Origin of the sequence: Moorena sp. SIO4A5 (genome assembly GCF_010672005.1) — a bacterium.
Lineage (GTDB): Bacteria > Cyanobacteriota > Cyanobacteriia > Cyanobacteriales > Coleofasciculaceae > Moorena.
In genome coordinates this window covers 1-11,930 of sequence record NZ_JAAHHZ010000168.1, presented here as the reverse complement: position 1 = coordinate 11,930, position 11,930 = coordinate 1, and the positions used below count along the sequence as shown (strand labels likewise).

Here is an 11,930-nt window from a genome sequence, read left to right as displayed (position 1 = left end):
TACCAAAAGGTACTGGAAATTTACCAGGAGCAATCGCCGAATCCTAGTTTAATGGCAGCAATACGACTAGGAGAGACAATTAATTTCTTCACAGATTTCTCTAGCCCGTGGACAATGGTAGCGCTAGAGTTGCCAGCTATAGAAAAGCTAGCCACCTCTCTCGAACCTGTATTGCGGCAAATGCGGGAGCAACATATATCAGCAAAAGACCGTCGGGCCATTGGTTTTGTTACCACACAGTTTCACTTCAGCACTAAATTAGTACTCAATCGGCTGACATTGCCAGAACAAATTTTGCTCAGTCCCTACTTTAAGTTTGTGGAGGAGCAAGTTTCTATCCCCTGGCAACGAATCTGTAATGCAGCGGCTTTGCATGATTTTAACTCACCTACCTTAGCCTTAGTGGAGCAACTCTTACCTGCTAGTCAGGATATTGCTCAGACTGTCTACCAACGCACAGGGGAATTGCACTCTGGTCATTTTAGCCGTAGGGGAGGGCTGGACGATCCAGGAATTAAGGCTTCGACTATCAGAGATTTAGAAATGTTCCAGGGTTACCTATGGCTATGTGCTTTGGAGGGGAATATGACATCAATAGAACAGGAACTGTTGCCGTTGTGTTTACTGGTGTTTCCTAGCGTAGACGTAAGTTGGAAGCTGGCGGAAAAAATGTTGCAGTTGCTGGTGGATGAACTAAACGCTCGTATAGAGTCAGATCAGATGTACCTGTTGCTTCCTTATACTCAAGGACTGCTGGAGTTATTCTCTGACCTGGAGCAGAAGGCGTTATGATATCATCTAGCAGTCCTAAATCTTAGTGGCAGGAACAAACTTCGTCCCGGAAGCGGTCGGACTAGTGCAGGCGGGCATAAATAATACCAATTCTTCAAAGTAGGACTACAGATGCAGATGGCCAGATGGGGAGATGGTCAGATGAAATTGATGTGTAGGTGTCTCAGCCCTAAGAATTGGTATAACTCCCCAGGCGGATCAGGTGGCTTACCGCAGAATATGGCCAGATTTGACACTCCCCGCCCGCTTATGGACGGGGATTCTTAGTTCCTCGACATGCCTTAAAATTAGCTATCCGTCAAAGGCAATACTTAAGCCGAATACCCGTTTAAAAACCAAGTCTTTAGCCTAATTTAACTAATGCCAGTGGGCTTATCTCCCTAAGCGTTGAGTTTCCTCAGTTCCCGTGTGCCCCACGGTACTTTCATTTTCTAAGGTTTGCTTTACTGGTTTTTGGTATCCGCTAGGATCCATACGTTTTTAATGAGGTTTTTCGCGCCTCATGTACTAGCATCGCTTTACGTCGTGGGCTTAATGACAGTACCGACGAATCCTGTCTGTGCTAGGCTACTCCTTTAGTATAGCAAATTAATTAAAAGCCGTCGTTCGCGTAGCGTGGCCAAAGGCCAACGAAGGACGGGGCTTGAAACCCATCTTTTTGGTCAATTTGAACCTAAAATCGCTAGCCTAACTGGTAGTAACCTTCTTTAGTTTCCTTATGGCTACCTTGCGCTTACATCCTCTCAGACTCAAACTAAGCAACTGGGCAATTATAGCATTATCCGCTGCTATACTCCCGTTATGTTTTGCTAGTGTGACCTTGTCCCAATCAAGTGATAATGATAATCCCAATCCATTGGAACTGACTGCTCCTGATCCCCTCCTGCCTTCGTTATCCCCAGACGAACCTCTCAACCCTTCCGAACGTTCTAGACTCAGCCAAGCTTTGGATGAACTAAATGCTGAAGCTCAAGCTGAATTCAAAGCTGGTAATCAATCCAAAGCCTTTGAGATCTGGTATCGGGAAATCCGACTGCGGCGAGTGCTAGGGGATCCTGTGGCAGAAGTGCAAACTTTGGGCAGAGTAGGAGGAGTTGCCTGGAATGAAAACAATAAGCAGTCAGTGCAACTAATTACGGCACGCTTGGAAGAGATTCAGCAGGAAAATGAAGCAGAAGACTCGATCAATCTGCCACTCTTAAAAGCTTTGGGTAAGGCTTATGAACAGATCCGAGTGCCAGGACAAGCCTTGACAGTTTATGAGCAAATTCTCGCTGATGCTCGCAACCAGGAAGATATGGCAGCGGTTGAGGCTACCTTGAAGACCATGGGTCAATTGCACATGGCTTGGTTTGATTATCCCAAAGCAGCAGAAACCTATGAGGAATTACTGGCTCAAGCTCAGAATCAAGCTCAGAATCAACGCGATGTTCCTTGGCCTTTGGGCCACGCTACGCGAATGGAACCGCTTCGCGAACGCATAAATGAACAAGAACAAGTGGCTTATTTACAAGAGCTAGCTTATATCTACGACCAAGACCAACAACCAGACCAGGCATTGCCCAAAAAGCAGCAATTAGTGGACATTTACCTCAATCAAGGCAATGATACCCAGATTCCAGCCCTGAAAATTGCGATCGCATCTGATTACAACAGCCTCAATCAACCAGAAAAAGCTAGTCAAACCTATCAAGAAGCCTATTCCTTAGCCTGGTCTCTACAGCAGTTTGCCCATGCTAGCGAAGCACTACAACCTCTAGCACAACTTTACCTGACCTCTAAGCAGCCAGAGTTTGCCTTGCAAGTTTATGAGGTTTTGCTTCAAGTTGAACAAAAATCCTATAATTATTATGGCTTGATGAATACTTACGACAAAATTGGTCAAGTTTATCTGGATATGAACAACTATCCTCAAGCCTTAGCAGCATTTCAAAAGGGGCTAGACTTAGCTGAGTCATTACAGCATCGAGAAGCTTATTTTGTCAATAAAATTCAGTTAGTCAATCGGCAAAATTTGTAGTATGATTCTAGGTTGATAGTTGTTAAACTAACGACTATAGTACAGGGAATCGGGAATCGGGAATCGGGAATCGGGAACTTTTGATGAAGTAGTTATCGATTAAGTTGGTATATTTATACCAATGCTGGAAGTTACGACTACAGCGAAATTTTATCTCCCCGTCCCATTCCCCAATTTCGGTTAGTTTACTTGAATCGCGATATAGGTAGCATTGTTGCTTTCGTTTATTTCACCGATACTATTATTGTTATCAACAATCGCACCGATGTAGTACCTTCCACGATTTAAATTGCTAGGAATAGTTACTGAATTTCTGGCAGTATAAGGAGTGCCCCTAACAAGGGTAAAGCCAACATCCGCAATTTTGGTATCAAGGGTCGAGATGATATTATTAGTAGAAATATAGAAGCCGACCCGAGGATTTTGAGTAGAAGCACCATTATTTTCATAGGTAAATTCTACCTGAACCCGTTGCCCTTTGTTAACTCGATAAACTGGCTCACCGGATGAGGTGAAGGAACTCAGAAGTGATCCAGAAGAGTTGTACATTTGGGTTCTTCTGTGTGCACTATATTCACCACTGCTACCTGAGCGCTTCCAATGAACTACTGCCACATCTTGGCGCTGAGGAGAACGTACACCATAAAGAAATACTGAACCATGGGAAGCATCTTCACCAGCATAGGCTCTTGCCGTGGAGCCATTGGCATGGATATGATCCCAATCTTGACCCATGATGTTGTAATATCGGTTCTCATGCCGAAGACCTAAAGCATGACCCAGTTCATGCATAGCAGTTGTTTGGAAAGGACGAGAGCTTCCCCCATAGGGCCAGAGTACGCTTTTGCTAGTACTGGTGGTGTAAGATACTCGATTATCGAAGACTATATCTGCTTCTGTCAGATTGGGACACCTCCACCACAGAAAAGCCCGTGCCGGTGCACCATCGAGTAGACTGTCATCACTGCTAAACCAGATTTCATTCTGGCCATTTTGTCGTCCAACACTGCTGTCGTTGTAGGTCAAACTAAAGGAAAACTTACTGGGATTTCTGTTCCAACTATTGACAGCCTCTAATAAAGCATTTCTCCACGCACCAGAGGGAAAACTGACACTAGCTGAGCGCATCCGAACTGGAATCTTACTACTTGGCCACTTGACTGTCTTACCATTACATTTGTAAACTTGGTAGGCAGAAGCTTTAGGCATGTAGCCAGTAATAGCTACAAACAATGATAAAGCCATTAAACCGGCTATAGGTCTCTTCATGATCAGTCTCCTAGTTGTTTCTTGGTCTAATCCAACTGAATTTGTCTTTGGTTACTTGTGACTTATTAATTTGGCTTATAACTTTTTACTGGTTGTTCATTGATAATTAACAAGTCACAAGTGGTAAGTTTCAAGCAACTTACCAATCCCCTTTTCTATAAAGGGGATAAAAATTATCTTCCGGAATTAGGTAAGACAGGATTGCCTCCATTTTTGATTAACATCTCCATCTCCCTACGATCTGCTGTACTCGATAGAATTGAATTTTCAAAACCAGGGGATACTGTGGTCTGGGGTGGAGCTGAAGGGGAACCTAGCTTGATTACAAATTTTTTGTCAGGATCTACAGTGGTAGTAAACTGTCCTCTCTGCACCTGTCCCGCTCGGCTGAGCTGGTTTAATTTAGTTTTGATCAGACCTTCAAGTTTAGTCCGCTCTAGGGGTTGTTCAGATACTTGAACATTGGCAGACTCAACCACACCAGATTCTGATACTTGAACATTGGCAGACTCAACCACACCAGATTCTGAAGAGCCATCCTGGTTTTTTCCACTAGGAGTTGACAAAACAGTCTCAATAACTGTGTCACCTATCCTGTGGGTAAGTACTTCTTTCAAAGGACGATGTTTTCCATAAACTAGTTGTTCTTGACTAGTGAGTAGAATTGGTTGTCCTTCATCAGAGAAAGCTTGATTGTTGATAACTCGAATCCGACCTTCAGCACATCCGACCAGAGGACACCCAGATTTCCCATTACCCTTGACGAAAAGGATAGCCATCTCTCCAACATCGAAAAAAGGAACTCCAGACACTGTTAGAAAATTGCCTTTATTATCATGACCACCGATAAAACGAAGGGTAACCAAGCTACCTGGCTTGACTCGACCTTTAAGGGTTTCTTCCACCTTATAGGTCACAAATGTGTGAGGAAGTCCTCTCTGATTAGATGAGAGGCGATATTGAATTTTTTCAACCGTTCCTCGAAAAATGAACTCAGCTTCCTGTACAGATGTTGTCAGTAAGGGATTTTGTTCACTACCAGACTCGTTTTGAGCCGTTCCTGGTCCTGGGTCTGCACCACCACTACTGATTTGTGCATGAACCCCTAAAACCCCGAACGATAGTGCGCTGATTATCATTGAAGCAATAATGAGTTTGATCTTCATAGGGTTTAGCCTCAGCTGATTAAGTAATCACTTACCTTGACACTTAGCCAATAGTTGATGTTCCTACAAATCCTACATAGGTGCAGTAGTAATCACCGTTGTTAAGTATTGCTCTATTTATAAATCATACCGAAACCAGAAATTTTACGCAGCCATCGCTTTTTTGTTAGAATTATTAACATTAAGTCAAACCTGATGCTAGACCTCTTGTAAAAGTATTGTCTTGATCCAGTTGCTCCTGTAGAAGTCCTGAAGCTAGACAACCGCCTCACTCCTCATCGTTATTTAAATCATCAGAGTCGATTAACAAATACAACAATGCACAAATAGCAGCAACAATACCTAACAATGGAGATTCAGTAGAGAGGGTTAGAACTAGTAAGACAATTTCCAGAAGGGTTTGGAAGTTTTCGAGATTGTTCATGAAAATTGTTTCAGGTGAACTACAATTTCATCAAACCCTGGGGCTAAAGCAGTTGAGACCTTGGAAGCTGTTGAGCTGACGTGAGTTATGGCCAACTTATAATTGATTGCCGACTTGTACCTGAGTTGTACCTGAGTTGGGCTAAGTGACTAGAAAAGATAGTTATAGTTTGAGTAGTTCATCGAACCGACAACTATGTCTCGCTCACTCAGAGTTCATCCAGAGTCTATTGACCAGGTTAAATTAGCTCTTAAACGCAACGGTTATCCTCGCCAGAAAGACTTAGCTGAGGAATTGGAGATATCTCTATCAACCCTCAATAATTATCTCAATGGCCGACCTGTCGATAACCTGAATTTTCAAGAAATTAGTGAAAAATTGGGGCAAGACTGGAAAGCGATCGCTCTTCTAGATCAAGAAAGCACACCAAGCAATAGCAATGTTAATCCAGATCCGTGGACACCGGATTTAGATCAGGACGAGTCTATCCCTGACGTTGACTATTATGTTGAACGCCCTCCTATTGAAACCACTTGTTATCAAACACTTTTACGTCCCGGTGCCTTGGTGAGAATTAAAGCACCAAGTCTAATGGGGAAGACCTTACTCATAGCTAGAGTGCTGAGAAAGTTGGTTGCCCAGCAGGGCTATCAAACTGTTTATATTAACCTGCACCTGGCTAACCATGCTGACCTTGGCAATCTTAATTCATTACTCAAGTGGTTTAGCTTCTGTGTCAGTGAAAGTTTAGGATTAGCTAATCGATTAGCTGATTACTGGTACGAAGGATTATCGACCAGTAAAATGGCTTGTACCAACTACTTTGAACGGTATTTGGTAAGGCAGGTTAACAGGCCAGTGGTCTTATGTTTGGATGAGGTTGACCGAGTTTTTCCTCACCGTGATGTGGCATCGGACTTTTTAGGAATGCTAAGGGCTTGGCATGAGAAAGCCAAGATGGGTAAACGTTTAGAACGGCTCCGATTAGTGGTGGTTCATTCCACAGAAGTTTATATTCCCCTTAACCTTAACGAATCTCCGTTTAATGTTGGTGTTCCGATTGAGTTACCGGAATTGACCCAAGAGCAAATTATTGAATTAGCGCAACAATACCAACTTGATTGTACAGCATCTGAGGTTGAGCAATTGCAGGGGTTAGTAGGCGGACATCCCTATTTAATTGGCGAATGCTTTAACCATCTCAAATTTAATGGTACTGGTTCCCTAGAGAAGGTATTAAACAATGCTGCCACCGAAGCTGGAATTTATCGCAACCATCTACGACACCTCTGGCAGATGCTACAGCAACACCAAGCTTTGGCTGATGCTTTTAAAGATGTGATTGAGGCCAGTTGTCCGATTCCCTTAGAATCCCGATCAGCTTACAAACTACACAGTATGGGATTAGTTCATTTACAAGCACATCAGGTAACTCTCCGTTGTCAGTTGTATCGGGAGTATTTTCAAGCGCGATTCCAGGAGACCCAATGATTCAAACCCAGACTATGCAAATTTATCAAGTAGGCGGCGCATTACCCCTTAATGCTAGCAGTTATGTCAAGCGTCAGGCCGATGAAGAGTTGTATCAATACCTAAAAGCAGGGGAATTTTGTTATGTCTTAAATTCCCGTCAGATGGGGAAGTCTTCTCTGAAAGTTCAAACCATAAAACGGTTGCAACAAGAAGACATTGTTTGTGCTTCTATTGATATTACCATGCTCGGGTCGCAACAGATTCCCCCACGGGAATGGTATGGCGGTTTGATTAGTGGGTTGGTGTCTGAGTTGGAACTCTACGATAGGTTTGACGAATACCATTGGCTTCAACAGCACCAAAAGATTTCTCCGGTGCAGTGCTTTGGTAAGTTTATCAAAGAGGTATTGTTTGAATATATTGCTCAACCGATTGTTATTTTTATTGATGAAATCGATAGCGTTCTGCAATTAAGCTTCAAAGATGACTTCTTTGCCCTAGTTCGTGCTTGTTACAACAAACGGGCAGAAAATTCTGCCTATAATCGCCTCAGTTTTGTGCTGTTGGGGGTGGCGACACCGGGGGATTTAATTGGAGATAAAGACCGAACCCCCTTTAATATCGGAAGGGCGGTGGAGTTACATGGCTTTCAACGCCATGAAGTTGAGCCGTTAGTCAGGGGATTGGCGGGACAGGTCAGCAACCCCCAGGCTGTTCTCCAGGAAATATTAGACTGGACAGGAGGACAGCCGTTTCTTACCCAAAAGCTGTGTCAGTTGGTGGTTAGTTCTGCCTCGGTTTTCGATCCCTTAAAAAAGGGGGAGAAGGAATGGATTGAGCAATTGGTGCGATCGCATATCATCTCGAACTGGGAAGCTACCGATGAGCCAGAACATTTGAAGACCATACGCGACCGCATCTTGAGTAATGAGCAACGGTCTGCCTACTTGTTGGAATTGTATCAGCAAGTGTGGCAACAGGGGGAAGTTGTTGCCAATAACAGTTTTGAGGAAGGTAAGTTACAGTTATCTGGATTAGTAGTCAAGCAGAGAGTTGGAGCTTTTCCAGTTCTTAAAGTCTATAACCGTATTTACCATCAAGTCTTTAATCAAGACTGGATTGAACAAGAATTAGCTGCATTACGTCCCTATTCGGAAGGGTTTAGGGCTTGGGTGGCGTCGGGATGTCAGGATGAGTCGCTGTTGTTGCGGGGGAAGGCTCTCAAGGATGCTCAGGCTTGGGCGAAAAGAAAGAATTTAAGTTATTTAGATCAACAGTTTTTGGCGGCTAGTGAAAAGAAGGGGATTGAGGAGCAAATCGCTCAAGAGAAGCTGGAAGCAGAATTAGACAGAGAGAGGAAGGATAGGGAAGCGACCCAGAAGAGAAATCAGGTACTAACTGAGGCGAATCGGAAGGCTCAACAGCGGATTCAGATCGGCGCTGTGGTGCTAAGTATAGCTGTGTTGGGAGCAATTGTTTCAGGAGTAGTGGCAGGTAAGGAAGTGATCAGAGTACAGCAAGCTAAAGCTGCTCATAAAATAATCAAAGAAGATATCGAAACCATTAATAGGCTCTCTGAACTTGCTGCAGAACTCCAAAACAAGGGGCTGTCTTCTGAAGCACAAGAGGCATGGGTTCAAGTCAGTCAGTCTACGCCAATCCCACAAGACAAACGTGATTTCAAGCAAGCCATGCTGCTAGCTTCAATTTCTTTAGCAAATCAGCAACTTAGTCAGAAGTACCAAGAATTTGAACAGGATAGTAAAGCAACCGAACGGTGGAATGAGGCTAGACAAATGATTAAACAGATCAAGAAAAACAATCTCTTACCCTCACAACCAAATTCAGATGTCCCCGAAGAATGGGCAATTCAGGTTCATGTCAAAAGAGTAGAAGGGAGCTTGTTGAAAACAGAAGGGAAGATAGAGGAAGCCTTAAAATCTTACCAAGAAGCCTTTAATCTCCTTGATAAGGCTTGGCAAAAGTTTCCAAACGTTGATATTGATACAGAAATTCCTATACCTAGCTTTCTTCCTCAACAACAGTCAATACTCTCAACGAATGCCGTAGAAAATTTGCATCGGGAATACATTGAGTTACTATCTGAAAACGGTCAAGACTATCAAATGGTCAAAGACTCTCTTTTCAATCACTTCCTCGCTGAACTTCACTTCTTTATGAAGTCGGGAAACTGGAAAGATGCTGAGCTAAAAAATGTTCGTATCATGCTTTACATCGCTGATCGAGAAAAAGAAGGTTGGCTCGATCTCAAACATATTGAACAATGTTCCTGCCAAAAGCTACGTACTCTTAACACCCTTTGGGTCAAACACTCAGATGGAAAGTTTGGCTTCAGTGTACAAAAGCAGATCTTGGACAAAATTATTGCTGAGCGTGGTTTACCCAAGGGAGAGTATGATGAATTATTAGATGAAACATGGTACGAGTGGTGGGAAAAAGTAAACTGGTATGCAGAAATTTTCAACAAAAACAAAGCGGAGGAAGGTCACTTACCCTTGGCACCGTGGAACACCAAGGACAATCGTACTGTGACTTTCCAGGGAAGAGACCCAGTGACTCGTTGGCGCAAGTATTTTCTTAGTGATCTATTCTCCCGTTGCGACTGGTAAACTTTAACATCCTGTAGCTAACCGCTCAAACTATAACCTTAAAATTATAAATTTTAAGGTTAACTTGGCGGTCATTTACTTACTAATTATCCCATTCTTCCGAATCATCAATCATACCGGGATTAATTAGGGTAATATCATACTCATCCATTTGATCTACTGGATCAGTTGGGGTATTCTCTCGCTTCAGTAGATAATATTTAGCACTGACCTTAGGTGCGAAAATTACCTCATCTTCATCTTCGAGATCATGGGCTTGAAGCTTACGACCATTGATTAAAATGCCATTGGAACTAGCCTTCCCTTTGAGGTTACCATCAAAAATTCGGTAGTAGGGACTACCATCAGAACGTCTACGCCTTACTAAGGTCGCATGTCGGCGAGACACAAACTTTGAAAACAGGCGGATATCAGACTCTGGATCTCTACCGATAGAATATACCTCATCTTCCAAAGGAATCTGCTTGCTTCCCTTGTCATCCTCAATAATCAATAAATGGTTGTGGTCGGATTGTGTAGCCATGAATCGCTCGTGATCAAAAGGGTAATTGGTTGAGAACAATACTCTTATTTACTTACATTGGCACAGGTCTCAACCAGCTTGCGACTGACTTAAGGACTGATTTACCTAGAAAAATCTCCTGAGTGCTCAGCATTACCTGATTATTCCTTGAATCAATAATAGTAAACTACCAGACGCCAAGCTTACCCTATGGCCGTGGCTTCCGACCACCCAGGATACTGTAGCCTTCTGAAACCTTGCTGCTCTGATGGTCTATTCTAGGTATTCAAGCGAACTTGAACTAATTCCGCAAACGGGTTAGCAGCAGAGAGTTTGTGACAACACTAACTGAGCTGAAAGCCATGAAGGCACCAGCAGCAGCAGGAGAAAGTACCATCCCAAATCCTGGTAGTAGCCCACCAGCGGCTATGGGAATACCCAATATATTGTAACCGAATGCCCAAAACAGATTCTGGCGGATTTTGTTGAAGGTGGCTCGTGATAGGTCTATGGACTTGACCACATCAAGCAAGTTATTACCAATCAGAATAATTCCTGCTGTTTCCGCTGCCACATCGGTTCCCCCATGCAAGGCAATCCCAACATCAGCTTGTGCTAGAGCTGGACTGTCATTGATGCCATCTCCCACCATAGCGACACAGTGTCCCTGGTCTTGAAGGTTTGCGATCGCATTAGCTTTGCCATCAGGAAGCACCCCAGCGATAACATCTTCTGGCTCTATTGACAAAGTTTTGGCCACAGCAGCCGCTACTTCCGGTCTGTCACCAGTTAGCATCATCACCCGCAATCCCAGGTCTTTGAGGTGTTCTACTGTTTCTTTAGCCTCGACTCTCGGAAGATCATTCACACCAATTAATCCAGCTAGTAGCCCATCAACGGCTACATAAACTACTGTTTTACCCCCATCTGCCAAAGCCTTGACTTCAGCTTGAGCAGTATCACTAATCGTAACATCCTGCTTACTCAACCAGTCTGCACTGCCAAGCACTACCCGTTGGTTTTCTACTAAAGCTGATAGTCCCAATCCTGGTTCTGTGTAAAAATCTTGAGCCCCTAACATCGGTAACTGTTGCTGTTGAGCTTCGGTAACAATTGCGCTACCTAAGGGATGGGATGTGCCACTTTCTGCTGCTGCTGCCAGTTGCAGCAATTGGCTAGCAGAAGATACAGCAATGGTTTTCGTACCAATAGCGCTCTGTTGATCATTCTCTGTTTCAGGTTGAATCAGCAGGCAATCGGTAACCGTGGGTTGACCCTGAGTTAGGGTACCGGTTTTGTCAAAAACCACAGTATCCAGCCGATGCACCTGTTCTAAAATGTCACCACCTTTGATTAATAAGCCCCGCTTTGCCCCCAGGCTGGTACCGACTAGAATGGCGGTAGGTGTGGCTAGACCCAAGGCACAGGGACAAGCAATCACTAAAACTGCGATCGCTAACTTCAAACTCAACAGTAATGGAGAAGCCGCCATGGTTGACCAGACCTCCGGCCAGATTTTAGTCCCAGCCACGTACCAAAATAGGAACGTTAAAAATGCGATCGCCATCACCCCATAGGTAAAATACCCTGCTACCAAATCCGCTAACTGCTGTACTGGCGCTTTCCGAGTTTGCGCTTCCTCCACTAGTGCTAC

Annotated in this window: 9 protein-coding genes; 4 read left to right on the top strand and 5 right to left on the bottom strand. The window is 43.8% G+C overall.

Translation table 11 applies throughout. From position 1 onward, the window contains the following. Window positions 1-792: hypothetical protein (locus F6K57_RS30415; protein ID WP_293071922.1), on the top strand; the 792-nt coding region annotated here is incomplete at its 5' end. A gap of 718 nt (window positions 793-1,510) precedes the next feature. Then, window positions 1,511-2,812 carry a tetratricopeptide repeat protein gene (locus F6K57_RS30410; protein WP_293071921.1) on the top strand — a complete coding sequence of 434 codons (1,302 nt, stop codon included), beginning with the start codon at window positions 1,511-1,513 and terminating at the stop codon, window positions 2,810-2,812. A gap of 180 nt (window positions 2,813-2,992) precedes the next feature. Here the strand turns inward: F6K57_RS30410 and F6K57_RS30405 are convergent, their stop codons facing one another. The 3 genes from F6K57_RS30405 to F6K57_RS30395 form a co-directional block, all read right to left on the bottom strand. Beyond that, on the bottom strand, window positions 2,993-4,081 hold the full coding sequence (locus tag F6K57_RS30405; protein ID WP_293071920.1) for a matrixin family metalloprotease: 1,089 nt from the start codon (window positions 4,079-4,081) through the stop codon (window positions 2,993-2,995). Between the two features lie 173 nt (window positions 4,082-4,254). Beyond that, window positions 4,255-5,247: a hypothetical protein gene (locus F6K57_RS30400; protein ID WP_293071919.1), complete on the bottom strand. Its 993-nt coding sequence runs from the start codon at window positions 5,245-5,247 to the stop codon at window positions 4,255-4,257. 268 nt (window positions 5,248-5,515) lie between these two features. Beyond that, entirely contained in the window at window positions 5,516-5,671 is a 156-nt protein-coding gene (locus F6K57_RS30395) for a hypothetical protein (RefSeq protein ID WP_293071918.1), read from the bottom strand. Window positions 5,672-5,866: 195 nt separating this feature from the next. On the opposite strand from F6K57_RS30395, the gene F6K57_RS30390 reads away from it, so the two are divergent. Then, entirely contained in the window at window positions 5,867-7,162 is a 1,296-nt protein-coding gene (locus F6K57_RS30390; RefSeq protein ID WP_293071917.1) for an AAA-like domain-containing protein, read from the top strand. After that, window positions 7,159-9,774: an AAA-like domain-containing protein gene (locus F6K57_RS30385; protein ID WP_293071916.1), complete on the top strand. Its 2,616-nt coding sequence runs from the start codon at window positions 7,159-7,161 to the stop codon at window positions 9,772-9,774. Before F6K57_RS30390 ends, F6K57_RS30385 begins: the two co-directional genes overlap by 4 nt. An 82-nt stretch (window positions 9,775-9,856) precedes the next feature. Here the strand turns inward: F6K57_RS30385 and F6K57_RS30380 are convergent, their stop codons facing one another. Together F6K57_RS30380 and F6K57_RS30375 are read right to left on the bottom strand one after the other, a co-directional pair. Next, complete coding sequence (locus F6K57_RS30380) at window positions 9,857-10,297, bottom strand: FHA domain-containing protein (protein ID WP_293022406.1); 441 nt, start codon at window positions 10,295-10,297, stop codon at window positions 9,857-9,859. A gap of 280 nt (window positions 10,298-10,577) precedes the next feature. Then, window positions 10,578-11,930, bottom strand: a 1,353-nt coding sequence (locus tag F6K57_RS30375) for a heavy metal translocating P-type ATPase (protein WP_293071915.1), incomplete at its 5' end; no start/stop codon positions are given.

Bases quoted from the DNA above. Each gene is read 5' to 3' on its own strand.
- F6K57_RS30410 (WP_293071921.1), top strand. From the start codon at position 1,511: ATGGCTACCTTGCGCTTACATCCTCTCAGACTCAAACTAAGCAACTGG.
- F6K57_RS30405 (WP_293071920.1), bottom strand. From the start codon at position 4,081: ATGAAGAGACCTATAGCCGGTTTAATGGCTTTATCATTGTTTGTAGCT.
- F6K57_RS30400 (WP_293071919.1), bottom strand. From the start codon at position 5,247: ATGAAGATCAAACTCATTATTGCTTCAATGATAATCAGCGCACTATCG.
- F6K57_RS30395 (WP_293071918.1), bottom strand. From the start codon at position 5,671: ATGAACAATCTCGAAAACTTCCAAACCCTTCTGGAAATTGTCTTACTA.
- F6K57_RS30390 (WP_293071917.1), top strand. From the start codon at position 5,867: ATGTCTCGCTCACTCAGAGTTCATCCAGAGTCTATTGACCAGGTTAAA.
- F6K57_RS30385 (WP_293071916.1), top strand. From the start codon at position 7,159: ATGATTCAAACCCAGACTATGCAAATTTATCAAGTAGGCGGCGCATTA.
- F6K57_RS30380 (WP_293022406.1), bottom strand. From the start codon at position 10,297: ATGGCTACACAATCCGACCACAACCATTTATTGATTATTGAGGATGAC.